The sequence below is a fragment of the Pseudomonas sp. Pseusp16 genome, assembly GCF_047324915.1.
In the GTDB taxonomy this organism is placed as follows: Bacteria; Pseudomonadota; Gammaproteobacteria; order Pseudomonadales; family Pseudomonadaceae; genus Aquipseudomonas; species Aquipseudomonas fluorescens_CD.
In genome coordinates, this window is the sequence record NZ_CP168522.1 from 3,677,922 (window position 1) to 3,702,015 (window position 24,094).

General features: G+C 60.5%; 29 protein-coding genes. 10 read left to right on the plus strand and 19 right to left on the minus strand.

Annotation, left to right across the window (positions count from 1 at the left end):
* Positions 1-44: 44 nt before the first annotated feature.
* Positions 45-953, minus strand: a complete 909-nt coding sequence (locus tag ACEN8Q_RS16805; protein WP_413428463.1) for a LysR family transcriptional regulator — start codon at positions 951-953, stop codon at positions 45-47.
* A gap of 132 nt (positions 954-1,085) precedes the next feature.
* On the opposite strand from ACEN8Q_RS16805, the gene ACEN8Q_RS16810 reads away from it, so the two are divergent.
* Positions 1,086-2,105: a DUF4917 family protein gene (locus tag ACEN8Q_RS16810; RefSeq protein ID WP_413428462.1), complete on the plus strand. Its 1,020-nt coding sequence runs from the start codon at positions 1,086-1,088 to the stop codon at positions 2,103-2,105.
* A 98-nt stretch (positions 2,106-2,203) separates the two neighbouring features.
* Here ACEN8Q_RS16810 and ACEN8Q_RS16815 read toward each other — a convergent pair whose 3' ends face one another.
* Positions 2,204-2,746 carry a helix-turn-helix domain-containing protein gene (locus ACEN8Q_RS16815; RefSeq protein WP_413428461.1) on the minus strand — a complete coding sequence of 181 codons (543 nt, stop codon included), beginning with the start codon at positions 2,744-2,746 and terminating at the stop codon, positions 2,204-2,206.
* A gap of 159 nt (positions 2,747-2,905) precedes the next feature.
* Here ACEN8Q_RS16815 and ACEN8Q_RS16820 point away from each other — a divergent pair, with 159 nt between their 5' ends.
* Both ACEN8Q_RS16820 and ACEN8Q_RS16825 read left to right on the plus strand, forming a co-directional pair.
* Positions 2,906-3,688, plus strand: a complete 783-nt coding sequence (locus ACEN8Q_RS16820) for an aldolase (RefSeq protein WP_057716053.1) — start codon at positions 2,906-2,908, stop codon at positions 3,686-3,688.
* A 26-nt stretch (positions 3,689-3,714) separates the two neighbouring features.
* Complete coding sequence (locus tag ACEN8Q_RS16825) at positions 3,715-4,602, plus strand: dihydrodipicolinate synthase family protein (protein ID WP_413703460.1); 888 nt, start codon at positions 3,715-3,717, stop codon at positions 4,600-4,602.
* Between the two features lie 132 nt (positions 4,603-4,734).
* Here the strand turns inward: ACEN8Q_RS16825 and ACEN8Q_RS16830 are convergent, their stop codons facing one another.
* From ACEN8Q_RS16830 to ACEN8Q_RS16840, 3 genes are all read right to left on the minus strand, one after another.
* Complete coding sequence (locus ACEN8Q_RS16830) at positions 4,735-5,079, minus strand: YegP family protein (RefSeq protein WP_413428459.1); 345 nt, start codon at positions 5,077-5,079, stop codon at positions 4,735-4,737.
* 173 nt (positions 5,080-5,252) lie between these two features.
* Positions 5,253-5,558 (minus strand): ribbon-helix-helix domain-containing protein, encoded by a 306-nt coding sequence (locus tag ACEN8Q_RS16835; protein WP_413428467.1) that lies wholly within the window; start codon positions 5,556-5,558, stop codon positions 5,253-5,255.
* 14 nt (positions 5,559-5,572) lie between these two features.
* Positions 5,573-6,154, minus strand: a complete 582-nt coding sequence (locus ACEN8Q_RS16840) for a DJ-1/PfpI family protein (RefSeq protein WP_413428458.1) — start codon at positions 6,152-6,154, stop codon at positions 5,573-5,575.
* Between the two features lie 230 nt (positions 6,155-6,384).
* Here ACEN8Q_RS16840 and ACEN8Q_RS16845 point away from each other — a divergent pair, with 230 nt between their 5' ends.
* The gene (locus tag ACEN8Q_RS16845) at positions 6,385-7,299 is read left to right on the plus strand and encodes a DMT family transporter (RefSeq protein WP_413703461.1); all 915 of its coding nucleotides are present in this window, start codon (positions 6,385-6,387) and stop codon (positions 7,297-7,299) included.
* Here ACEN8Q_RS16845 and ACEN8Q_RS16850 read toward each other — a convergent pair.
* The 3 genes from ACEN8Q_RS16850 to ACEN8Q_RS16860 all read right to left on the minus strand — a co-directional run bounded on the left by ACEN8Q_RS16850 (position 7,289) and on the right by ACEN8Q_RS16860 (position 9,291).
* Positions 7,289-8,515 carry a class I SAM-dependent methyltransferase gene (locus ACEN8Q_RS16850; RefSeq protein WP_413703462.1) on the minus strand — a complete coding sequence of 409 codons (1,227 nt, stop codon included), beginning with the start codon at positions 8,513-8,515 and terminating at the stop codon, positions 7,289-7,291. The two genes, ACEN8Q_RS16845 and ACEN8Q_RS16850, sit on opposite strands and share 11 nt — an antisense overlap.
* Positions 8,516-8,647: 132 nt before the next feature.
* On the minus strand, positions 8,648-9,010 hold the full coding sequence (locus ACEN8Q_RS16855) for a hypothetical protein (RefSeq protein WP_413428455.1): 363 nt from the start codon (positions 9,008-9,010) through the stop codon (positions 8,648-8,650).
* A 2-nt stretch (positions 9,011-9,012) separates the two neighbouring features.
* A complete protein-coding gene (locus tag ACEN8Q_RS16860; protein ID WP_413428454.1) occupies positions 9,013-9,291 on the minus strand; it encodes an ogr/Delta-like zinc finger family protein in 279 nt (92 codons plus the stop codon).
* Between the two features lie 300 nt (positions 9,292-9,591).
* On the opposite strand from ACEN8Q_RS16860, the gene ACEN8Q_RS16865 reads away from it, so the two are divergent.
* On the plus strand, positions 9,592-10,017 hold the full coding sequence (locus ACEN8Q_RS16865; RefSeq protein WP_413428453.1) for a helix-turn-helix domain-containing protein: 426 nt from the start codon (positions 9,592-9,594) through the stop codon (positions 10,015-10,017).
* Between the two features lie 110 nt (positions 10,018-10,127).
* Here the strand turns inward: ACEN8Q_RS16865 and ACEN8Q_RS16870 are convergent, their stop codons facing one another.
* From ACEN8Q_RS16870 to ACEN8Q_RS16890, 5 genes are all read right to left on the minus strand, one after another.
* Positions 10,128-10,484 carry a putative holin gene (locus tag ACEN8Q_RS16870; RefSeq protein WP_413428452.1) on the minus strand — a complete coding sequence of 119 codons (357 nt, stop codon included), beginning with the start codon at positions 10,482-10,484 and terminating at the stop codon, positions 10,128-10,130.
* Entirely contained in the window at positions 10,471-10,773 is a 303-nt protein-coding gene (locus tag ACEN8Q_RS16875; protein ID WP_413428451.1) for a helix-turn-helix domain-containing protein, read from the minus strand. Before ACEN8Q_RS16875 ends, ACEN8Q_RS16870 begins: the two co-directional genes overlap by 14 nt.
* 130 nt (positions 10,774-10,903) lie before the next feature.
* Positions 10,904-11,521 carry a TPM domain-containing protein gene (locus ACEN8Q_RS16880; protein WP_413428466.1) on the minus strand — a complete coding sequence of 206 codons (618 nt, stop codon included), beginning with the start codon at positions 11,519-11,521 and terminating at the stop codon, positions 10,904-10,906.
* A gap of 28 nt (positions 11,522-11,549) precedes the next feature.
* Positions 11,550-12,305, minus strand: a complete 756-nt coding sequence (locus ACEN8Q_RS16885) for a TPM domain-containing protein (protein WP_413703463.1) — start codon at positions 12,303-12,305, stop codon at positions 11,550-11,552.
* 37 nt (positions 12,306-12,342) lie between these two features.
* Complete coding sequence (locus tag ACEN8Q_RS16890) at positions 12,343-12,948, minus strand: LemA family protein (protein WP_008019429.1); 606 nt, start codon at positions 12,946-12,948, stop codon at positions 12,343-12,345.
* A gap of 262 nt (positions 12,949-13,210) precedes the next feature.
* Here ACEN8Q_RS16890 and bglX point away from each other — a divergent pair, with 262 nt between their 5' ends.
* On the plus strand, positions 13,211-15,502 hold the full coding sequence (bglX, locus tag ACEN8Q_RS16895; RefSeq protein ID WP_413428717.1) for a beta-glucosidase BglX: 2,292 nt from the start codon (positions 13,211-13,213) through the stop codon (positions 15,500-15,502).
* A gap of 143 nt (positions 15,503-15,645) precedes the next feature.
* On the opposite strand, the gene ACEN8Q_RS16900 is transcribed toward bglX, so the two are convergent.
* The 5 genes from ACEN8Q_RS16900 to ACEN8Q_RS16920 all read right to left on the minus strand — a co-directional run bounded on the left by ACEN8Q_RS16900 (position 15,646) and on the right by ACEN8Q_RS16920 (position 20,007).
* Complete coding sequence (locus tag ACEN8Q_RS16900) at positions 15,646-16,803, minus strand: phospholipase D-like domain-containing protein (protein ID WP_413428718.1); 1,158 nt, start codon at positions 16,801-16,803, stop codon at positions 15,646-15,648.
* 1 nt (position 16,804) lies between these two features.
* Entirely contained in the window at positions 16,805-17,395 is a 591-nt protein-coding gene (locus ACEN8Q_RS16905; protein ID WP_413428719.1) for a YceI family protein, read from the minus strand.
* Between the two features lie 129 nt (positions 17,396-17,524).
* Entirely contained in the window at positions 17,525-17,848 is a 324-nt protein-coding gene (locus ACEN8Q_RS16910; RefSeq protein ID WP_413428720.1) for an amidase, read from the minus strand.
* Entirely contained in the window at positions 17,845-18,939 is a 1,095-nt protein-coding gene (locus tag ACEN8Q_RS16915) for a serine hydrolase domain-containing protein (protein ID WP_413703464.1), read from the minus strand. The genes ACEN8Q_RS16910 and ACEN8Q_RS16915 overlap by 4 nt, the downstream gene beginning before the upstream one ends.
* A gap of 180 nt (positions 18,940-19,119) precedes the next feature.
* Positions 19,120-20,007 carry an acyl-CoA dehydrogenase gene (locus ACEN8Q_RS16920; protein WP_413703465.1) on the minus strand — a complete coding sequence of 296 codons (888 nt, stop codon included), beginning with the start codon at positions 20,005-20,007 and terminating at the stop codon, positions 19,120-19,122.
* 155 nt (positions 20,008-20,162) lie between these two features.
* Between ACEN8Q_RS16920 and olsB the strand changes: the two genes are divergently transcribed.
* The gene (gene olsB, locus ACEN8Q_RS16925; RefSeq protein WP_057716074.1) at positions 20,163-20,918 is read left to right on the plus strand and encodes an L-ornithine N(alpha)-acyltransferase; all 756 of its coding nucleotides are present in this window, start codon (positions 20,163-20,165) and stop codon (positions 20,916-20,918) included.
* Positions 20,918-21,709, plus strand: coding sequence for a lysophospholipid acyltransferase family protein (locus tag ACEN8Q_RS16930; protein ID WP_413428488.1), 792 nt, complete (start codon positions 20,918-20,920; stop codon positions 21,707-21,709). The genes olsB and ACEN8Q_RS16930 overlap by 1 nt, the downstream gene beginning before the upstream one ends.
* 122 nt (positions 21,710-21,831) lie before the next feature.
* Here ACEN8Q_RS16930 and ACEN8Q_RS16935 read toward each other — a convergent pair whose 3' ends face one another.
* A complete protein-coding gene (locus tag ACEN8Q_RS16935) occupies positions 21,832-22,410 on the minus strand; it encodes an ACP phosphodiesterase (protein WP_008019442.1) in 579 nt (192 codons plus the stop codon).
* 170 nt (positions 22,411-22,580) lie between these two features.
* On the opposite strand from ACEN8Q_RS16935, the gene ACEN8Q_RS16940 reads away from it, so the two are divergent.
* Entirely contained in the window at positions 22,581-22,883 is a 303-nt protein-coding gene (locus tag ACEN8Q_RS16940) for an ArsR/SmtB family transcription factor (protein WP_007983055.1), read from the plus strand.
* Between the two features lie 37 nt (positions 22,884-22,920).
* Positions 22,921-24,087: an MFS transporter gene (locus tag ACEN8Q_RS16945; protein ID WP_413428486.1), complete on the plus strand. Its 1,167-nt coding sequence runs from the start codon at positions 22,921-22,923 to the stop codon at positions 24,085-24,087.
* The last annotated feature ends 7 nt before the right edge of the window (positions 24,088-24,094 follow it).

Sequence of the window (24,094 nt, forward strand, 5' to 3'; positions counted from 1 at the left end):
GCGGGCTTGCCCGCGATAGGGCCGGTGCAATCAACCGGGACCTGTCAGGCTGAACCCCGCAAATGCTCAAACAACATCCGGCTCACCGGCGACAACAACGCCTCATCCCGCACCACCAGAATCAACGCCCGGTCAGACCATTCGTCCGTCAACGGCACCGCGTGCAAACCCAGCGCCCGGCCAAACAACTCATAGGCCCGCTGCGGAAGGATGCCGATCCCCATGTTGGCCTGGATCATGCGGCACATGGCGTCGAACCCTGGCACATGAATGCGCACCCGCAACACCTTGCCGGCCTGGCGGGCGGCGGCGTGGGTGCGCATGTTGATCGAACTGGCGGCATGAAGGCCGACGTAATCGCTGTCCAGCGTATCGGCGAAAGCCACGCTCGGGCGGCTCGCCAATGGATGGTGTGGCGGCATCAACACCACCAGCTTGTCCTGGCGATACAGCACGCTGTGCAGGCCCTTGATGTCGCTGTCGATGGAACAGATGCCGAGGTCGGCCACCCCGTCGAGCACACCCTGGATCACCCCGGCGCTGGGGCGTTCTTCGAGGTCGGTCTTGACCTGTGGGTGACGCTCGGAAAAGTCCCGCAGGTCCTCGGGCAAAAACTGAATGATCGCCGACAGGTTGGCGAGCATCCGCACATAGCCGCGCACACCGTGGCTGTGCTCGCCCAGTTCAAGGCCCATTTTCTCGACGTTGAACAGCATCTGCCGGGCATGGTGCAGCAGCGTTTCACCGGCCGGCGTCAGGGACATGCCCTTGGCCTGGCGCACGAACAGGCTGATGCCCAACGCCTCCTCCAGTTCCATCAAACGCTTGCTCGCCGCCGAGACGGCAATCGCTTCGCGCGACGCCGCACGGGTCAGCGTGCCCTCTTCATGGACGGCGACGAACAGTTGCAGAGTGATCAGGTCGAGACGGCGGATCAGGCTTTTTTGCAGCATCGGGTACTCGGCGAAGTCGGCTCGGGCGAAGTTGCAGCATAACGTTCTTCACCCAAGTCGTGCCGTGGTCCAGGCACCCGCTCGTGATAAAGTCGCCGCCCATAGACCTTTTGCCGTGAGACGAAGACCGCAATGACCGATTTCCAGGATGTCGATGCCCAACTTGAAGACTGGAACGCCTTGCGCAGCAGCACTTCGTTCAGTGGTTTGCTGGTGGGCAACGGTGCCAGTCGCGCGGTGTGGGACGATTTCGGCTACGAGTCGCTGTTCGAAAACGCGCGCACCGTTGAAGAAAAACCCCTGAGCCCGTCCGAACTCAGCGTGTTCGATGCGATGCAGACCCGCAGTTTCGAGCAGGTACTGAGCGCGTTGAAAACCACCAGCCGGGTCAACAAGGCCCTGGCCGTCAGCTCCGCCGCCCCGCGCAATCGCTACTACGCGATCAAGGAAGCGCTGATCAACACCGTGCACGCGGTGCATATTCCGTGGCGGCTGGTAGTGCCTTCGACGCTGGTTACCATCAATCAGGAACTGGCCAGCTACCGCACGGTGTTCACCACCAATTACGACCTGCTCAACTACTGGGCGGTGCAACACCAGCCTGAGGCGATCACCGATCTGTTCCAGGGTGCCGAACCCGCTTTCGACCTGAGCGACACGGCCACCGACAAGACCCGCTTGCTGTACCTGCACGGCGGTCTGCACCTGGTGCGCAACCAGGACGGTACGGCGCGCAAGCTGATGTCGACCGAGGGCACGTTGCTGGGCAATTTCGCCATCAACAACACGATCAAGACCCTCGACGACGTGCCGCTGTTCGTCAATGAAGGCCCGAGTGCGGACAAGCTCAAGACCATTCGCAGTTCGGACTATCTGTCGTTCTGCTACGAGCAGTTACTCGGTCACGGCCAGGCGCTGTGCATCTTCGGCCATGCGCTGGGGGAGCAGGACAGCCACATCATCCACGCCTTGCGCCTGGCGAAACCGCAGGTGGTGGCGATCTCGATTTACCCGCGCAGCAAGGCGTTCATCCAGCACCAGAAGCGGCATTACGCGAAAGTGTTCGAGGGGACGGGGGTTGAGTTGCGGTTTTTTGATTCGAAGAGCCACGCGTTGGGTGGCCCGAAGCTCACGGTTCCGGTTGAAGTCTAGCGGCGACACGATTAGCGCCTTCGCGAGCAAGCCCGCTCCCACAGGTTCAGCGTGATCCATGTAGGAGCGAGCTTGCTCGCGATGCTTTTGCAGTCAACTCATTCTTCAGAGCTGTGCACCACCACCAGCAACTGCGCCTGCACCTCACCCACCGAACGAATCCGGTGCGGCTTCTGCGCATTGAAGTGCAACGCATCACCACGATCGAGCAGCACGCGCTCGTTCATGAAGTCCACCTCCACCCGCCCTTCGTGGACGAACAGAAACTCCTCGCCCAAATGCTCCTTGAAGGTCTTGTCGGTGAACTCGGCCGGCGGATAAATGATGAACGGCAACAGGCTGCGTTCGCTGACCTGATGGGCCAGCACCGCGTAACCCGAATTGTTGTCACTGACACCCAAGGGTTGCCGTTCGTGGCTGCGCACCAGGCTGTAGCTGTCGAGGCTGACGTTGTCTTCAGAGAACAGTTCCTCGACCTTCACATTCAGCGCCTTGGCCAGTTTCAGGGCCGCAGCAATCGACGGCGTGTTCAACCCGCGTTCGACTTTCGACAGGTAACTCTTGGTCATGCCCGATTGTTCAGCCAGGGTTTCCAATGTCACGCCAAGTTTTTTTCTGAGTAATTTCAAACGGATAGACATGTAGAGCGATTTATCCATCAAGGAGGCAACGATTTGTCCTTGCCAATGACACAAGGTGTCATATAGCCTCTTTAGTGTCATTTGCACTCACCGACGACTTTGCGAGGAACCGGTGAAGGGCAAACCCGACGTCCATTGAATCACCCAAAGGACACCGATATGGCCAAGACATTAGCACTGCCCAAAGAGCAACTGGTCAAGCACGCGCTGAGCCAAATGCAAAATACCCTGGCGGATAATACGTGGACCGCCCGGCAAAAGCTGGCCCTGACCTGCCGCATCCTGTTCGAACACGGTCACGATTCCGGCCTTGCCGGACAAATCACCGCCCGTGGTCCGCAACCCGGCACTTACTACACTCAACAACTGGGCCTGGGTTTCGACGAAATCACTGCGGGCAACCTGCTGCTGGTCAACGAGGACCTGGAGGTGCTCGAAGGCCACGGCATGCCCAACCCGGCCAATCGTTTTCACAGTTGGGTGTACCGCGCCCGAGCGGATGTGAACTGCATCATTCACACCCATCCGACCCACGTTGCAGCCTTGTCGATGCTGGAAGTGCCGTTGCAGATTTCCCACATGGACCTCTGCCCGCTCTATGACGACTGCGCGTTTCTCGAAGGCTGGCCGGGTGTGCCGGTGGGCAACGAGGAAGGCGAGCTGATTGCCGGGGCACTGGGCGACAAACGGGCGATCCTGCTTTCGCATCATGGCCAATTGTCCACCGGCGGCACCATCGAAGAAGCCTGCGTCATCGCGCAACTGATCGAACGCGCAGCGAAACTGCAACTGCTGGCCATGAGCGCCGGGACCATCAAGCCGATCATTCCCGAACTGGGCCGTGAAGCCCACGACTGGATTGCCCGGCCCAAGCGGCATGCCGCCGCTTTCAACTACTACGCCCGGCAGATACTGCGCCAACACGCCGATTGCCTGAACTGAACCCATTGATAGAACGGAGAGACACCATGTCCACCGCAAGCATTCACGGCATCATCGGCTACACCATCACCCCTTTCACCTCCCACGGCGAAGGCGTTGACCTGGATGCCCTCGGGCGCTCCATCGACCGCCTGATCGAGGGCGGCGTACACGCCATCGCACCGCTGGGCAGCACCGGTGAAGGTGCCTACCTGAGCGACGCAGAGTGGGATCAGGTCAGCGAGTTCAGTATCAAGCACGTGGCCAGGCGCGTGCCGACCGTCGTCAGCGTGTCTGACCTGACCACCGCTAAAGCGGTGCGCCGCGCGCGTTTCGCCGAAGCTCACGGCGCCGATGTGGTGATGGTGCTGCCCACGTCCTACTGGAAACTCAGCGAAGCGGAAATCCTCGCCCATTACCGTGCCATCGGCGACAGCATCGGCGTGCCGATCATGCTGTACAACAACCCGGCCACCAGCGGCACCGACATGTCGGTGGACCTGATCCTGCGTATCGTCAACGCCGTGGAAAACGTGAGAATGGTCAAGGAGAGCACCGGCGACATCCAGCGCATGCATCAACTGCAACGTCTCGGCGAAGGCCAGGTGCCGTTCTACAACGGTTGCAATCCGTTGGCCCTGGAGGCCTTCGCCGCTGGCGCAAAAGGCTGGTGCACCGCTGCGCCAAACCTGATCCCGCAGCTCAACCTGGATTTGTACGACGCGGTGCTGGCCAACGATTTGCGCAAGGCACGCGAACTGTTCTATCACCAGTTGCCGCTGCTGGATTTCATCCTCAAGGGTGGCTTGCCGGCGACGATCAAGGCGGGCTTGCGGGCGACAGGCCTGGAGGTCGGGGATCCGCGGTTGCCGGTGTTCCCGTTGAGTGAGGCGGGTTGTGGTCAGTTGCAAAAGCTGCTGAACGCCTTGCGCTGACTTCTTGCCATACACAAAACCAAAATGTGGGAGCGGGCTTGCTCGCGAAGATGGTGGAACATTCAATAGACAGGTTGAATGTGACGGCCTCTTCGCGAGCAAGCCCGCTCCCACAGGGGATGAGTGTTGATCTCAAAGCACCGGCAACGTCTTGTCCTTTACCACTTTGCTCGGGCCATTGGCCTTCACGCTGGCGATGCCTTTCTCCATGGCGGCATCGGAGGAATAGGCCTCGCTGCTGCCGATGATCTCGTGGTTAGCCGCCTTGAGATTAAAATACGGATGGCCATCCTTGGTGGTTTTCTTCTCGTAACGCTCATCCAGCGGGCTGTTGGCCTGGACCGAGGCGATGCCTTTGTCGGCGGCGGCGTGGGTGGTGTACAGCTCGCTGGTCAGAATGGTCTCGGCGTTGGCCGCCTTGAGGACAAACCTGAACTGGCCATTGCTGCTTTTGCTCACTTCATACCATCCGGACATGTTGATTCTCCTTGGCGATTGAGAGGTTGTGCGCTTCAGAGTAAAGACTAGCCTCAGGCATCTGTCGCCTGTGCCGGCCCCTTCGCGAGCAAGCCCGCTCCCACAGGTATCACATTGAACCTGTGGGAGCGGGCTTGCTCGCGAAGAGGCCGATTGCGGCGCTAAAAATGTATCTACTTCGCCGTCGCCCGCACCACCGACAACTCCGGCGCCGAACTCCGACGCTGACTCAAATACCGCGTACAACTCACCCGCAGGAACGAGGCGAAATTGACCACTTCGCCGCGATAGTCCATCACCTCTTCATACAGCTTGGCGATCAACTGATTGGTGGTCATGCCGTCGACCTCGGCGATTTCACTGAGGATGTCCCAGAACTGATTTTCCAGCCGCAGGGTGGTGACCACCCCGCAGATGCGCAGCGAGCGGGAGCGCGATTCGTAAAGAATCGGGTCGGCTTTGACGTACAGCTCGCACATGGACATGTCCCTCGTTACAGCGTGATTTTTGTACCCAGCAACCCCAGGAAACCGGCCAGCCAGTTCGGATGCGCAGGCCAGGCCGGAGCCGTGGCCAGATTGCCCTGAACATGGCCGTCCGTCACCGGAATATCGATATACGTACCGCCCGCCAGCCGCACTTCCGGAGCGCAGGCCGGATAAGCGCTGCATTCGCGACCTTCGAGAACACCCGCTGCCGCCAGCAACTGCGCGCCATGGCACACGGCGGCGATCGGTTTGCCGGCCTTGTCGAAAGCGCGCACCAGCTCCAGGACCTTTTCGTTCAGGCGCAGGTATTCCGGCGCACGGCCGCCCGGAATCAGCACGGCGTCATAATCGGCGGCGCTGACCTTGGCGAAATCGAAGTTGAGGGCAAACAGGTGACCGGGTTTTTCACTGTAGGTCTGGTCGCCTTCAAAGTCATGGATCGCCGTGCGCACGGTCTGGCCGGCGGTTTTGTCCGGGCAAACGGCGTGTACCGTATGGCCGACCATCAGCAGCGCCTGGAACGGCACCATCACTTCATAGTCTTCGACGTAATCACCAACCAGCATCAGAATTTTTTTCGCAGCCATGGGGAGGACTCCTCTGGAAGTGGGCGTGCAGGAGTATTCAAGGTAGTCCTTATCCGTGGGGGCGGGTAATAACCTGCTACTACGGCGTTATCGTTCTTCGCGAGCAAGCCCGCTCCCACAGGGGCCCGCAAACTGTACGGATAAGTCTGTGCCTAGCTGTAACAGCGGTTTACCCCGGGTTTATGGCTAGATAAAGGCCTCTTCCACCCCCCAAGATTCTGGTTGCCATCATGTCCTCGCGCGAAAACACCGGCATGGCCCTGGGCCTGCTCGGCGTTGTGATCTTCAGCCTCACCCTGCCCTTCACGCGGATTGTCGTGCAGGAACTCCACCCGTTGCTCAACGGCCTGGGCCGGGCACTGTTTGCGGCGGTTCCGGCGGCGTTGCTGTTGCTGTGGCAGCGGGAAAAATGGCCAACCTGGAAACAGGTCAAAGGCCTGACGCTGGTGATGGCCGGGGTGATCCTGGGTTTCCCGGTGTTGTCGGCCTGGGCCATGCAAACCTTGCCGGCGTCCCACGGTGCGCTGGTCAACGGTCTACAGCCGCTGTGCGTGGCACTGTACGCCGCGTGGTTGTCCCATGAACGACCCTCGAAAGCGTTCTGGGCCTGTGCCGCATTGGGCAGTGCGTTGGTGCTCGGTTATGCACTGATCAGCGGTGCCGGCAGCATTCAGGCCGGTGACTTGCTGATGCTTGGCGCCATTGCTGTGGGCGGGCTGGGGTACGCCGAGGGAGGCCGACTGGCCAGGGAGATGGGCGGCTGGCAGGTGATCTGCTGGGCGCTGGTGCTGTCGACGCCGCTGCTGATCGGCCCGGTGGTGTACCTGGCGCTGCAACATCAGGGCGAGATTTCCGCCAGGACCTGGTGGGCCTTCGGCTACGTCTCGCTGTTTTCGCAGTTCATCGGCTTCTTCGCCTGGTACGCCGGGCTGGCCATGGGCGGCATTGCCCGGGTCAGTCAGATCCAGTTGCTGCAGATCTTCTTCACCATCGCCTTCTCGGCGCTGTTCTTCGGTGAACATGTGGAGCCGATTACCTGGCTGTTTGCTGGCGGGGTGATCGTGACGGTGATGCTGGGACGCAAGACTGCAGTGCGCCCGGCGCAACCGGGCACATTACCGGCCGCAATTCAGGTCAAACCTTAGCCGCGAGGTAACCGTCAGCGCGCAGCAACGTTTCCAGGCAGTGCTCGGTGATGTGGTAGAAATCCTTCAGCTCCTGGATTTTTTCCAAGAGTTGAGCCGGATCGACCGGCTCGGCGCGCTTGACCGCCAGGATCATCTTGTTCTTGTTGGTGTGGTCCAGTGAGATGAACTCGAACACCTTGGTCTCGTAGCCGCAGGCCTCAAGGAATAACGCGCGCAAACTGTCGGTGACCATTTCTGCCTGCTGGCCCAGGTGCAAGCCGTATTGCAGCATCGGCTTGAGCAGCGCCGGGCTCTGGATCTGCAGGCGGATCTGTTTATGGCAGCACGGTGAACACATGATGATCGCCGCACCGGAGCGGATGCCCGTGTGGATCGCATAGTCGGTGGCGATATCGCAGGCATGCAGGGCGATCATCACGTCCAGCTCGCTCGGCGCCACGCTGCGCACGTCACCGCACTTGAACACCAGGCCAGGGTGTTCAAGCCTGGCGGCCGCTGTGTTGCACAGGGTGACCATGTCTTCACGCAGTTCGACGCCGGTCACTTCGCCTTCGGCCTTCAAGGTGTTGCGCAGGTAATCGTGGATGGCGAAGGTCAGGTAACCCTTGCCCGAACCGAAGTCCGCCACACGCACCGGCTTGTCCAGTGCCAGGGGTGACGAGGTCAGCGCATGGCTGAACACTTCGATGAACTTGTTGATCTGCTTCCACTTGCGCGACATCGCCGGGATCAGCTCATGCTGCTTGTTGGTCACCCCCAGGTCGGTGAGAAACGGCCGGCTCAGGTCAAGAAAACGGTTTTTCTCACGGTTGTGCTCGGTCGATGGCACTTCGCGCAATTGCTGAGGCTTGCTCTTGAACAGCGATGACTTGCCCTTTTTGCTGTATTCGAGCTGGGCTTCGTCGGTCAACGACAACAAATGCGCATTTTTGAACGACGCCGGCAGCAGCCCGGCAATGCTCGCCACGCCTTCGGCCAGCGGCAGGTTCCTGGTGATATCGCGAGTCTTGTAGCGGTAGACAAAAGACAGGCAAGGCTGCGCCTTGACCGTCACCGGTTTGATGATGATCCGCTGCAGGTCCGTTTCATCGCCCGCGTACTTGGCCAGCACCAGTTTGATGAACGCATTGTGCTCGATGCTGGTTCGCAGCAGGTCGATGAACTGGGCGTGATGATCCGGCGCGAGGCTGGCGGGAGTGGCGGTGACGGACATGAAAAAACGGCCTCAGGCGATGCAAATCGAATAATGCCGGTATTTTAAGGGGGACGAGGACTTTGGGCACGGGGTTATTTTGTGGCAGGTCCCAGTCATGCGGCCCAGGACCTCGATACAACCATCGAAACCTCAGGGTTCCACCAGTCGAAGCCTGCGGCTGTTCGGCGAGTTGATGATGTGTTTGACGATAAGCCCCACTGGTACTGCCCAGGTCAGGCCATTGGCGGGGTCGGTCACCACGGCAACCGTTTCGGAACTTGCATCGATGTCCAGGCGACGACGGTCGTTGCACGATTTGAGTACGCCGTAGGCACGACTAACCAGCCTTTCCGCCAGGTACACCGGTACATCCATATTCTGCAAATGCTTCACCGCACGACAAAACAGGACTTGATCGTCGATCCCCCCTTCACTTTCATGACGCCCCAGAAACGCCTGGGCCATAGCCAATAGTTCCTCATTCAGATCTGCATCTTGATCGATGACCTTCATGCTCACCCCTCCTGCGCCACTTCTGTCGTGCCAGGACTGACTGCAACAGGCCCAGCGGCACGGCGCAAATCGGGTCCGGCGCACGGCAGGCGTACAGCCGGATTGGGCATGCCACTGGGCGAAAGTTCATGGGTCATTTCAAATTCGGCACGTACCGACCAACCACACGCTTCCGACGTACATTGCAGATAGGCCACCCGCAGGAAAATATGTCGGCCCTCACTAGTGCGGATGCGCATCCTGTTCAAGCAGTGCGGACACACCATTTTATAAGTACTCATGCTTGATTCCCGACGGTCATTGGGTGGCAATCAACCTGATCAAACGCAATACTGCTTGAGAGGTTCTTTGTGGTGTTCCGGCCTTGTGAACAGTGTCTGCCAGACATAAGGAAGTGCATCGGGCAGACCTGTAATGGGTTCGAGCCAAGCTCGTAGGAAATCACCCTGATACCATTAGGAAGTTTCGACATCGTATTCTTCTGACTCATCTTTAGTGATTGATTACTTACAAGAAAAAAAGTACTCATTACGCATAAATTAGGCACTCAAAAAGCATATGTCAAAAGGAAGAGGCTCAAATTGCGTAGCAAAAAATCACAAGCTGTTCTGGCTCGCCTGAAGCAAGTTACCGGTACAAAAACCGATGCTTCTTTATCCTCCGCGCTACAGATCAGCCCGCAAACCCTTAGTAGCTGGCGAGGCCGCGACAGCACACCATACTCATTATGCGTAGAAATCGCTCAAGCCCGGGGAATCTCCCTTGACTGGCTGCTGCTGGGTGAAGGGCCGATTCTGAGACAAAGAGTTACTGATTCCTCGGAAGCCAATCAGGAAAGCACAACACGGGAAAACACCATTCTCGCGCTCTGGCGGTTGCTCGACGAAGATGATCGCTGCGCCATACAAAACGCACTCGAGGAAAAACAACGACTGCGTGACATGGAACTCAGACTTTCCGAAATGGCCTCTATCCTGGCAACACTTAAACTTTCGAATGAAACTTGATGGCCTGCCGGTAATGAAGTTATTCATCGCACTGATAACCCGTCAGCCTGAACACACGGTTCTAGCGAGCAACGCCTGTCACCCAGCCAAAGCAACCCTTTCACGACCTGTCATCTTCGCCCTCTCAGATGTCGAATGATTTCGCCGATACCCGCGCTATCGATCCATTGCATGAGCTTGATGCTGATGGGAATAACGATTAGCGCACAAAAAAAGGCTGTTACGCCGGCTGTCAGAAAAGGCGCCAGCGGATGCGCGACAGGCGTAAAGAGGTAACCGACACCTGCAGACAACAACCAGGAACCGATGCGCTGCCAGGCCTTGAAGTCAGTACGAGTGGTAGTGACCAGCCACGCGCCAAGCATTGCACCGAACAGCGCCTCGCCATCAACAACCGGCAGAGTGGCAATCCCCATTCCCAACATGAGCCCGCTGATACCGTTGTAGGTCGAATCAGTCAGGCTCATGTGCACCTCGCGCAATGACCGAGTCCACCAGGATCGCCCCCGACTCGATCGCCTTGAGCAATGCACAAGTGCGAGAGCTGACGTCGAACTTTCGGCGAATATTGGCGAAGTGAAAGTTGACGGTGGATTCCGCGCAATTCTCGATCCTGGCGATTTCCCAGGAAGTCTTGCCCTTGAAACACCACATCAGGATTTGTGTTTCTTTCGCCGTCAGCTTCGCCGTTGGCGTACTTCCCTCTCTGCCACGAGCTACCCGTGCCAAAGAGTCATTCGATTGTTGGGTTGGCATAAGAATCCCTCTACGCGGGAACACCCGTCACTGGGCGTCCACTGTCAGAGAGAAATACTGACGACAAGGCCGACCCCGGACAATTGACGGGAGTTGTAGCGGCGAGCGCTACACAACGCCATGCCAGGACCTAGCCAAGCACCACCAACCGGTTCGGCAACTCATTGCGCACGTGGGTCACTGGCACATGCACCTTGAGCAGCTCGCCGCAGGCTTCGATGCAACTGACAAACCCTTGCAGCGTCTGCCCCTGCTTCACCTGCTGGGTGAACGTGGCGACGATGGCGTCCCAGTTCTTGTTGTCCAGGCGACTGGATATCCCTTCATCCACCAGGATTTCCACATAACGCTCGGCCTCGGAAACGAAAATCAGCACGCCGGTGCGGCCTTCGGTGTGGTGCAGGTTCTGCTCCAGAAACTGCCGGCGCGCCAGGTTCGAGGCGCGCCAGTGGCGCACCGAGCGCGGGATCAGACGGGTGGTGACTTTCGGCAGGCGGAACACCAGGCACAGGATGATGAAGATGGCCCATTGCACCATCAGCAGGCTGTGCATGGTCAGCCAACCAGTGAGGTAGTGCACGATGCCCGGCACCAGCAGCGCCAGCAGACTGGCCCACAGCAACGGGATGTACGCATAGTCGTCGGCGCGGGCCGCGAGCACGGTCACCAGCTCTGCATCGGTATCGCGCTCGACCCGGGCAATTGCCTCGGCGACCTTGCGTTGTTCGTGTTCAGTCAGTAGTGCCATGTCGTGAATTGCCTGCTCGTTTTTATTATCACCAGCCGCCGGACGAACCACCCCCGCCGAAACTGCCCCCGCCGCCGCTGAAGCCTCCCCCTCCACCGCCGCCGCCAACTCCACCACCGCCAAAACCGCCCCCGGATCCACCGGAGCCGCCCCGGCCGGCGGGAAGGATACCGAGCATCTGGCACACAAAAACAGTCAGGATGAACAACATCACCAAAAACACGAACAACCCGGGATGCCGCGAGACAAAATCGTCCCCAGGATCGCCTCTGGATTCATACGCCGTGGAGGGTTCGTCCAAGGGGTTGCCGCCCAGCACCACCAGCATCGCCGCCACGCCGTCACTGATGCCCTTGCTGAAGTTGCCGGCCTTGAACGCCGGGGTGATGACCCGGTTGATGATCACCGAACTCTGGGCGTCCGTCAGTCGGTCCTCCAGGCCGTAGCCGACTTCGATGCGAAGTTTGCGCTCGTTGCGGGCGACGATCAGCAAGGCACCATTGTTCTTGTCCTTCTGCCCGATACCCCAGTGGCGACCCAGTTGGTAACCGAAGTCGGCGATGTCGGCGCCTTGCAAATCCGCCAAAGTCACTACCACAAGCTGTTCGCCGGTGGCTTGCTCATGGGCCTGGAGTTGCCGGGCAAGTTGCTCGCGCACAGATGGCTCGATCATCTGCGCGTTGTCGACCACCCGCCCCGTCAGCGCCGGGAAGCTCAGCTCGGCCCGGGCCGTGATCGTCACCACCCACAACAACAGCAACAGGCCTGTTTTCAGGACGCGCATTGGCAACCTCTTGCGTGGTGACGCCGATCAGCGCTTTTCAGAATTTGACCTCGGGGGCCTTTTCCGCCCCCGGTGTGGCTTCGAAGGTCTCGCGAACCGGTAGATTGCTGTACATCACGCTGTGCCACAGGCGTCCAGGGAACGTGCGGATCTCGGTGTTGTACTTCTGCACCGCGAGGATGAAATCACGCCGGGCCACACTGATCCGGTTCTCGGTGCCTTCAAGCTGCGATTGCAAGGCGAGGAAGTTCTGGTTGGCCTTCAGGTCCGGATAACGCTCGGAAACCACCATCAAACGGCTCAAGGCGCCACTCAGTTGATCCTGGGCTTGCTGGTACTGCTTGAGTTTTTCCGGGTTGTCGAGGGTCGAGGCATCCACCTGGATCGACGTGGCCTTGGCCCTGGCCTCAATGACCGCCGTCAGTGTCTCTTCTTCATGCCTGGCATAGCCCTTGACGGTTTCCACCAGGTTGGGAATCAGGTCGGCGCGCCGCTGATACTGGTTCTGCACCTGGCCCCAGGCGGCCTTGGCCTGTTCGTCGAGGGTCGGAATATTGTTGATGCCACAGGCGGTCAGCAACGTGGCCAGCACCAGCAGCGTGACGACCTGCAAACGCGAACGGTAGGTTGGACTTACATTCATCACAATGACGCTCCCTTGTACATTTCATGAAAAAACCGACCGTAAAACCTTCTGAGCCGGGTCTTGGGGCATAATCGCCCGCGCCTCTGGATTGCAACGGGCCGATGGGCTAAAAAGAGGCCCTGCACAAAAACGCATCCGCCCTCTGGCTGTCGTTTTTGGCTCTGGTTTGTTGAGCCGGCACCCGAACAACAATAGACGCTCCCTAAATTTTGGCTGGCCGGCGTGTACATCGCCGTTTGGGCCCTAGAGAAAACTATTCATGAAGAAGCTGTGTTTGCTGGGCCTGTTCGTCAGCCTGGCCAGTCATAACGTATTGGCCGCCACGACGCCCGCACCCCTGGAGAACAAGGAAGCCTTCGTCAGCAACCTGATGAAGCAAATGACCCTCGATGAAAAAATCGGCCAACTGCGCCTGATCAGCATCGGCCCGGAAATGCCGCGCGAAATGATCCGCAAGGAAATCGCGGCAGGCAACATCGGCGGTACGTTCAATTCCATTACCCGCCCGGAAAACCGGCCGATGCAGGACGCGGCCATGCGCAGCCGCCTGAAGATCCCGATGTTCTTCGCCTACGACGTGATCCACGGCCACCGCACCATTTTCCCGATCCCGCTGGCCCTGGCCTCGAGCTGGGACATGGACGCCATTGGCCTGTCCGGGCGCATCGCCGCCAAGGAAGCCGCGGCTGACAGCCTCGACATCACCTTCGCGCCGATGGTCGACATCTCCCGCGACCCGCGCTGGGGCCGTACTTCCGAAGGCTTCGGCGAAGACACCTACCTGGTGTCGCGCATTGCCGGCGTGATGGTCAAGGCGTTCCAGGGCACCGGCGCCAACGCCGCCGACAGCATCATGGCCAGCGTCAAGCACTTCGCCCTGTACGGCGCGGTCGAGGGCGGTCGCGACTACAACGTGGTCGACATGAGCCCGGTCAAGATGTACCAGGACTACCTGCCGCCGTACCGCGCCGCCATCGATGCCGGCGCTGGCGGGGTCATGGTCGCGCTGAACTCGATCAACGGCGTGCCGGCCACGGCCAACACCTGGCTGATGAACGACCTGTTGCGCAAGGAGTGGGGCTTCAAGGGCCTGGCTGTCAGCGACCACGGAGCGATTTTCGAGCTGATCAAGCACGGCGTTGCCGCCGACGGTCGCGAAGCGGCGAAGCTGGCGATCAAGGCCGGCATCCATATGAGCATGAACGACACCCTGTACGGCAAAGAGCTGCCAGGGCTGCTGAAGTCCGGCGAGATCCAGCAGAGCGATATCGATAACGCCGTGCGTGCGGTACTGGACGCCAAGTACGACATGGGCCTGTTCAAGGACCCGTACCTGCGCATCGGCAAGGCCGAGGATGACCCGGTCGACACCTACGCCGACAGCCGCCTGCACCGCGCCGAGGCCCGTGATGTGGCGCGCCGCAGCCAGGTACTGTTGAAGAACCAGAACGAAACCCTGCCGCTGAAGAAAACCGCGAAAATCGCGCTGGTCGGTCCGCTGGCCAAGGCGCCAATCGACATGATGGGCAGCTGGGCCGCCGCTGGTAAGCCGGCGCAATCGGTGACCCTGTTCGACGGCATGACCAACGCCTTGGGCGACAAGTCGACACTGATCTACGCCCGTGGCGCCAACATCACCAGCGACCCGAAAATCCTCGGCTACCTGAACTTCCTCAACTTCGACGCCCCGGAAGTGGTGGATGACCCGCGTCCGGCGAACGTGCTGATCGACGAAGCGGTGAAAGCGGCCAAGGAGGCTGACGTCGTTGTCGCCGCCGTCGGCGAATCCCGTGGCATGTCCCACGAATCGTCGAGCCGTACCGACCTGAACATCCCGGAAAACCAGCGCGAGCTGATCCGTGCCCTGAAAGCCACCGGCAAACCGCTGGTGCTGGTGTTGATGAACGGCCGCCCGCTGACGATTCTCGAAGAGAAAGAACAGGCTGACGCGATCCTGGAAACCTGGTTCACCGGCACCGAGGGCGGCAACGCCATCGCCGACGTGCTGTTCGGCGACTACAACCCGTCGGGCAAACTGCCGATCAGCATCCCGCGTTCGGTGGGCCAGATTCCGACCTACTACAACCACCTGACCATTGGCCGGCCGTTCACCCCGGGCAAACCGGGCAACTACACCTCGCAGTATTTCGATGACACCACCGGCCCCCTGTACCCGTTCGGCTATGGCCTTAGCTACACCGACTTCAGCCTGAGCGACATGGCGCTGTCGTCGACCACCCTGAACAAGACCGGCAAGCTCGACGCCAGTGTCACGGTGAAAAACACCGGCAAGCGCGATGGCGAAACCGTGGTGCAGTTGTACATCCAGGACGTGGCAGGCTCGATGATCCGCCCGATCAAGGAACTGAAGAACTTCCAGAAAGTGATGATCAAGGCCGGCGAACAGAAGGTCGTGCACTTCACCATCACCGAGGACGACCTGAAGTTCTACAACACCCAGCTCAAGTACGCGGCAGAGCCGGGCAAGTTCAATGTGCAGATCGGCCTGGATTCAGCGGACGTGACGCAGCAGAGTTTTGAGTTGCTGTAATCCCTGAAGCAACACAAAACAAATGTGGGAGCGGGCTTGCTCGCGAAGACGGAGTGTCAGACAACGATGATGTCGACTGACAGACCGCTTTCGCGAGCAAGCCCGCTCCCACATTGGATCTCAGTGTTTACGGAAATCGGGCACTAGCCCCGCCGATCCAGCAGATTCACCACCACCCGATCCACCCATCCCCACACCCGCTGCTTGACTCGCCGCCACAGTGGCCGCCGCTTCCATTCTTCCAGGCTGACTTGCTGGCTCAGGGCGAAGTCGTGCTCAAAGCTCGCGGCTACCGCTCGGGTCAATCCGGGGTCCAGTGCTTCCAGGTTGGCTTCCAGGTTGAAGCGCAGATTCCAGTGATCGAAGTTGCACGAACCGATGCTCACCCAGTCATCGATCAGGACCATTTTCAGGTGCAGGAAACACGGCTGGTATTCGTAGATCTTCACTCCGGCCCTGAGCAGTCGCGGGTAATAGCGATGGCCGGCATAACGCACGGACGGGTGATCGGTACGCGGGCCGGTCAGCAGCAAGCGCACATCGACGCCCCGGGCAGCCGCCCGGCGCAGGGAACGGCGGACTTTCCAGGTCGGCAAAAAGTACGGCGTGGCCAGCCAGATCCGTCGATGGCCGCTGTTCAGGGCGCGCACCAGCGATTGCAGAATGTCCCGGTGTTGACGGGCGTCGGCATACGCCACCCGGCCCATGCCCTCGCCCTGGGAAGGCACGCGGGGTAACCGCGGCAAGCCGAAATGCGAGGCCGGTCGCCAGGCGCGTCGATGGCGGTTGGCAATCCACTGCCGATCGAACAGCAGCTGCCAGTCGAGTACCAGCGGGCCAGTGATTTCCACCATCACTTCGTGCCATTCGCTGACGTCTTCGCCCGGCGTCCAGAACTCATCTGTGACACCTGTGCCGCCAACCACGGCCAGGCTCTGGTCCACCAGCAGCAGCTTGCGGTGATCGCGGTAAAAGTTGCCGACCCAACGTCGCCAGCTCAGGCGATTGTAAAAGCGCAGCTCCACACCGGCGGACATCAGTCGCTGACGCAAGGCCAGGGTAAAGGCGAGGCTGCCGTAATCATCGAACAGACAGCGCACCCGTACACCGCGTTCGGCGGCCTGCACCAAGGCCTGAACCATGGCTTCGGCGCAGGCGCCCGCCTCCACCAGATACAGCTCCAGCTCGACTTGTTCTTCCGCCCGGGCAATCGCCACCAGCATGCGCGGAAAAAATTGTGGGCCGTCGACCAGCAGTTCGAAATGGTTGCCTTCGCGCCAGGGAAAAATCGCACCGGCCATGTCAGCGCGCCGTGAAAATCAGTACCGCACCCACCGGTACCGACAGGCTGATCGCCGACAGGTCGGCCATTTTGCGCAATGCTTCCAGGCCGGGAACCAAATCGAAATCTTCGGCGTTGATCACCAGCGGTTCGAGGGTCACCACCTGAAAGCGCCGGTCATCCAGACGGGTCGCCAGCAGTTGGGCCTGGTACTCGTGTTGTTTGCCATGCAGGTCGACCGTCAGCGGCAGGCGCAACTCCAGCTGTGCGCCGGGAGCGAGGTCGTTGATCGGGCGCAGATCGATTTTCGTGGTGATCAAGGCCTCGGGAAACCGGTCGATCTGGAACAGCGCCTTGCGCATGCGCTCATCGCGCAACGGAACGCCGCTATTGATCGACTCCAGCTCGACCTCCACCTGCGCCAGCCCCTCGGGATCGACCTTGCCGTGCAGCACCAGAAAGCGCTGCACTTCAGAGACATTGGCGTTTTTGGTACTGACAAACGACAGGCGCGAAGACTCGCCATCGAGGTACCAATCGGCACGGGCCGATAAAGCGGCGCCTGCCAGCAGTAGGAAAGCGAGGGGTTGGAGGGTGGAGCGCATCAACATAAAGACTCGTGGGGCAGATAAACCTGTGCTGAACCTTAACCGGCCTTCAGCGCATTGCAAGCCGTCTGCTGCTCCAAACCCGCTTTTGTGGCGAGGGAGCTGTCGCCCCACCTCAAGACTTCAGCGCCGTCAGGGTTGCAAGCGGCAGCCCTGGCGCTCGCCGATCCACACAGCGCTGTTGCTGCGGCCCATGCCGCTGACCGCGACACGCTTGCCGGCTGGTTCATCGGTAAAGCTGCTGGCAGGCAGCCACTGTTTCACATAACGGTGGCAGTACTCGGCGTCGTTGTTCATCACGTAGCGACACGAACAGTATTCCTTGGCCGTGTATGCGCTGATGATGTTGGGGAACGCCCATAGCGCCACCCGTTCGTGCCAGATCCAGCCGAGCAAGGCGATCAGCAGGATCAGCAACAGGGAAGCGATCGGTCGACGGCGAATGAAACCGGTCACGGCTGCACCTTCCCGGCAACGGCGTTGAGCGCGAGCTTGAGCAATTGGTTGTGCCGGTAACTGCCGTCGCGGTCATCGCCGTAGCGGACGATCACCAGGTGTTCACTGGGGATCACATACAACGCCTGCCCCCAATGGCCCAGCGCCGCGAAGGTATCGGCGGGGGCATCGGGCCAGGGTCGCGCCGCGCCTTCAACGGCTCTATTGAGCCACCATTGGCCGCCGGGGACGGTATCGTCTTGATGGGCGTGATAGTGAGCGAACGGCTCGCGGTTGAACGCCACCCAGTCCCTGGGCAGCAGTTGCTTGTCTCCCCAGCGGCCCTCGCGATCCATCAACAGACCGACCCGGGCCAGATCCCGTGCAGTGAGGTAGGCATAGGACGAAGCGACGAAGGTGCCCGTGGCATCGGTTTCCCAGACCGCGTGGCGAATGCCCAGCGGTTCGAACAATGCAGTCCACGGGTAGTCGGGATAGCGGCTGGGGCCGACGATGGTTTTCAGCGCGGCGGACAACAGATTGCTGTCACCGCTGGAGTAGCGAAATGCCTGGCCCGGCGCCGTGTACGCAGCATGGGCTGCGGTGAACGCGGCCATGTCGTGGTGACCGCGGGTGTAGAGCATGGCCACCACCGAAGACTTCAGCGGTGCGTATTCATAGTCCTCCTGCCAATCCAGGCCCGAGGCCCAGTGCAGCAGGTCGGCCATGGTCATGTCGGGGTGTTTTTGCAGGGGCGGATAAAACTTCGCCACCGGGTCGTCGAGCTTGAACAAGCCTTCGCCATAGGCCACACCGAGGACCGTGGCCATCAGGCTCTTGCTGATCGACCAGGTCAGGTGCGGCGTCTCGGCTGTTGTCGGACCGGCGTAGCGCTCGTAGAGCAACTGGCCGTCGCGGATCACCAACAAGGCATCGGTGCGAATGCCCTGGCGAGTGGTGTCATCGCGTGATGGGAAGGCGTAGGCCTCCAGGGCTTGAAGCGCCGGGCCGGTCGGGGTCGGGGCGGTCGGCCATTGCTCGGCAGGCCAATATTCGGCCTGGGCCGTGAAGCTGAGCAACAGCATGAAAATCAGGGACAAGCCTTTGGGCATGGCAGGGGCTCAGAGATTGAACTTGCTGAGCCTAGTCGAGGTTGATGACAGTTCAGAAACTCATGCTGCCAATCAGTCCGTCTTCGCGAGCAAGCCCGCTCCCACAGGTTCTGTGCCCTGCTTGATTTTGTGTGCGCCTGAGATCCCCTGTGGGAGCGAGCTTGCTCGCGATGAGGCCAGTCAGGGTAACGCAGATTCCGCCAACGCCCTGGCCAACCGCTTGCCCCGCGCGCCCGCCGCCAACTCCATCACCGCTCGGTCGCGCTGCCACATCGCCGCCCACTCCGCCGGCCCTCCAGCCAGTGCCTCGTTCACTTCAGCCTTGAGCCCTTCGAACTGTGCAAACAACCCGCCAAGCAGCACATGTCCGGCCAGGCTGGTCGGTGGCTGACGGCTGCTTTCCGCGCACCCGGCCAACAATCCCAGCAGACGCAATTGCAAGGATTGCGGCCAATCGCATTCCTGGCCGACGCCATACAACCACGCCGTCATGGCGCTCATTACATAGATGTCTTCCAGCGTGCGGAACGGTTTGACGTAGGCATCCCAACCATCCCCCGCGAGCAACTCGCACAGGGCGTTATCGAGAAACAACCGACCATGGCTGATGTCCGGCATCAATGGAATCGGCGCCAGTTTTTCCACCCGCACACCCGGTTCATCGCGATAGATCACCGCCAGGCTCAAGCGCGGATCGGCGCCGGGCGCCTCGCTGCGCGCCGCCACCAGCAGCCAGTCGGCGGCATCCCCGGCGGTGACGAAATCCTTGCGTCCGCTCAGACGCAAACCGCTCAGCCGGGTTTGCATGTCGGCCGGGCGCAGGCTGCGCCGTTCGGTGGCACACAACGCGCCGAGGCTCAGTGGCGCACTCGGCCAGAGCATGCGCAAGGCCGCTTGATACCCCACCAGAAATGCCAGCCCCGGTGTCGCCATCAACCGCCCGCCGAGCACTGCCAGTTCAAACGGCGTGACCGCTCCCAACTGCTGCAACAAGGTCGCGAAACCCTCGGCAAGATCCGGGTTGGCGGGCAAGCGATCGCGGCGGTTCAACAGGGATTGCCAGGGCATAAGAGGCTCCTTGAGGGCTGTCATATAAGCATCACCAAAGCTTAATGGCGATGACACCGGGGCTACATAGCCTGACTTTGCACAACACGGCTAGACAAAGAAAGTCGATTCGCTGTAGCCCAAAGACGGGTGAGCAGCCCGCACGGAGATTCGCCATGACTCAGATCGCCCGCATCAGCGACACCGGCAACGAACGCCGCCTGCAAGCCGAACGCCTGCTGGGCGCCGAGGCGTTGCAGGAAGCCCAGGCCTTGCGCTTCAACGTGTTCAGCGGCGAATTCAACGCCAAACTCAAGGGCGCTGAACTGGGTCTGGACATGGATGACTACGACGTTCATTGCGCCCACATCGGCGTGCGTGACTTGAACACCGGGCGTCTGGTGGCGACTACCCGATTGCTCGACCACACGGCTGCCAGCAGCCTGGGCAAGTTTTACAGCGAAGAAGAATTCAGCCTCCACGGCCTGGTGCACCTGCAAGGCCCGATCCTGGAAATCGGTCGCACCTGCGTCGACCCGGCCTACCGCAACGGCGGCACCATCGCCGTGCTCTGGGGTGAACTGGCCGAAGTCCTGAACCAGGGCGGTTATAGCTACCTGATGGGTTGCGCGAGCATTCCGATGCAGGATGGCGGCGTGCAGGCCCACGCGATCATGCAGCGTCTGCGCGAACGTTACCTGTGCACCGAACACCTGCGCGCCGAGCCGAAAAATCCGCTGCCAAGCCTGGACATCCCGTCGAACGTGATTGCCGAAATGCCACCGCTGCTCAAGGCCTACATGCGCCTGGGCGCGAAGATCTGCGGCGAGCCATGCTGGGACGAAGACTTCCAGGTCGCCGACGTGTTCATCCTGCTCAAGCGCGACGAACTCTGCCCGCGCTACGCCAAACACTTCAAGGCGGCTGTGTAATGAGCCGGTTACGGGTGTACGCGCGAATCGCGCGAGTGCTGATGGTGGTGACGCTGGGCCTGGGCATGGCCAGCGTGTTCGGAATATTCGAGCGCCTGGGCATGGCCCATTCGATGGCGCGTCGTCAGCGCTGGTCGCGGTTTTTCATGGCCCGCCTGAGCAACGCCCTGCCCTTTGACGTGACCGTCCACGGCGAGCTGCCGAAGGCACCGATGCTCTGGGTCAGCAACCACGTGTCCTGGACCGACATCCCGCTGCTGGGCATGCTCACGCCGCTGTCGTTCCTGTCCAAGGCCGAAGTGCGCACCTGGCCAGTGGCCGGCTGGTTGGCGGCCAAGGCCGGCAGCCTGTTTATCCGCCGTGGCTCGGGTGACAGCCAGTTGATCCGCAAGCAGATGACCCGCCACCTGGAACAAGCCTATCCACTGCTGATGTTCCCGGAAGGCACCACCACTGATGGCCGTTCGCTGCGTACCTTCCATGGTCGCCTGCTGTCCGCCGCCATCGACTCCGAAGTGGCGATGCAGCCGGTGGCAATTCGTTACGTGCGTGATGGTAAGCCTTGCGCGCTGGCACCGTTCATTGGCGACGATGATCTGCTCTCGCACCTGATGCGTCTGTTCGCCAGTGACCGTGGCGGCGTGGAGATTCATCTGCTCAAGCCAATCGAGTGCCAGGGCCGGGAACGCGCGGCACTGGCGTTCGAAGCGCAGCAGGCGGTGCAGAAAGCGTTGTTCGGGGCGATCCCGGAAAAACAGCAAGCCCCGATGCGCCCAGCTATCGCAGCCTGAACGAATATCCCCTGTGGGGGCGGGCTTGCTCCGGGCGGCGTTCCGACGAAAGCGGTGTGTCATTAAGCATCTATGTCGGCTGACACACCGCCTTCGCGAGCAAGCCCGCTCCCACAGGGGGTTTATGTCGTTGGATAGTTCCGGGCGAAATCCTGCAACTGCGGATAGAACAACCGAAAGTCCTCGCTCAACGGTTCATACAACCGCCGCAACTCCTGCATCGCCGCTGCCAGTTCCTCCGGCCGGGTCAGGCGACGCGAGATCCCGCGCAATACCTGCTCCAGCACTTCGAACTCCCGATAAGAACCCAACCAGTCATTGGCCACCATGTGCGGTGCAATCTGCGCCAGCCGCCCCGGCAATTGCCGTTCGCTGGACAGCACCCGGTAAACGTCCGAGGTGAACAGCGCCAGGGGCCGGTCGGCATACAGCGCCCAGTCCCGGGCCAGGCAATGGTCGAAAAACACGTCGAGCACGATCCCCGCGTAGCGACGACGGGTCAGAGAAAAACGCGACAACGCGACATCCACCAGCGGATGCCGATCGGTGAACACGTCGATGCTGCGGTGCAACTGGATAGCCCCCTCGATTTCCGGAGCGAACTGCCCTTGCAGCCGTCCCTTGACGAAATCGCCATACAGGCTGCCGAGCAATTGACCAGGACGCTGGCCACCGAGGTGAAGATGTGCGAGATAGTTCATGGGCGCAGCTTAGCACTGCCCCATTGCCTTGTTACACTTAACATATCGTTATAACCCGATATACCGAAATGTGAGCTGGTCAGAGCCAAATCATATTTGTATATCGCGAAATAACGATTTAAAGTTCGCCTCATCGCGATATAGCGTTTTAAACATCACGAGCCCACATCATGACCATCAATCTCGACGAAATAATAAAAGCCCTGGCACACCCAGTCCGGCGAGAAATCCTGCACTGGCTCAAGGACCCGACCGTCGAATTTCCCGACCAGTCCCACAGCAACGAACACGGCGTTTGCGCCGGGCAGATCGATCAGCGTTGCGGCCTGTCGCAATCCACGGTGTCCGCACACCTGGCGACCCTGCAACGCGCCGGCCTGATCAGCAGCCGCAAAGTCGGCCAGTGGCACTTTTTCAAACGCAACGAGGAAACCATCCAGGAATTCCTCAAAACATTCAGTAAAGAGCTCTGACCCTTAACGTCAGTCAGCTTAAAAAAGGAATTACCCCATGCCCCTCTCGCTACTCATCCTGGCCTTGAGCGCCTTCGCCATCGGCACCACCGAGTTCGTCATCATGGGCCTGCTGCCCAACGTGGCGGCTGACCTCGGTGTGTCGATTCCCGGTGCCGGCTGGCTGGTGACCGGTTACGCCCTGGGCGTGGCCATCGGCGCGCCGTTCATGGCGCTGGCCACCTCCAGGCTGCCGCGCAAGGCTGCGCTGGTGGCGTTGATGGGCATTTTCATTATCGGCAACCTGCTCTGTGCAGTGGCCAGTGACTACAACGTGCTGATGTTTGCCCGTGTGGTGACGGCCCTTTGTCATGGCGCCTTCTTCGGTATCGGTTCGGTGGTGGCTGCCGGCCTGGTTCCTGCCAACAAACGCGCTTCGGCCGTGGCCTTGATGTTCACCGGCCTGACCCTGGCCAACGTCCTCGGCGTACCGCTGGGCACTGCCCTCGGTCAGGAAGCCGGCTGGCGTTCGACCTTCTGGGCCGTGACCGTGATCGGTGTGATCGCACTCATCGGCTTGATCCGCTTCCTGCCAGCCAAGCGTGATGAAGAAAAACTCGACATGCGCGCCGAACTGGCCGCGCTCAAGGGCGGTGGCATCTGGCTGTCCCTGAGCATGACGGCACTGTTCGCCGCCTCGGTGTTCACCCTGTTCACCTATGTCGCGCCGCTGCTGGGCGAAGTCACCGGCGTCTCGCCCCGTGGCGTGACCTGGACCCTGATGCTCATCGGCCTGGGCCTGACGGTCGGCAACATCATCGGCGGCAAGATGGCCGACAAAGGCCTGGCCGCCACGCTGATCGGCGTGTTCATCACCATGGCCGTGGTGTCCACCGTGCTGACCTGGACCAGCGTCGCGCTGATCCCGACCGAAATCACCCTGTTCCTCTGGGCCACCGCGTGCTTTGCCGCCGTACCGGCCTTGCAGGTGAACGTGGTGACCTTCGGCAAAGACGCACCGAACCTGGTGTCGACCCTGAACATCGGCGCTTTCAACATCGGCAACGCACTCGGTGCCTGGGTCGGCGGCAGCGTGATCGCCCACGGCTTCGGCCTGACCAGCGTCCCCCTCGCCGCAGCGGCCCTGGCGGTACTCGCCCTGCTGGTCACCCTGATTACCTTCCGTCAGAGCGGCAATCCCGATCTGGCCCCTGCTACCAACTGACAGACCA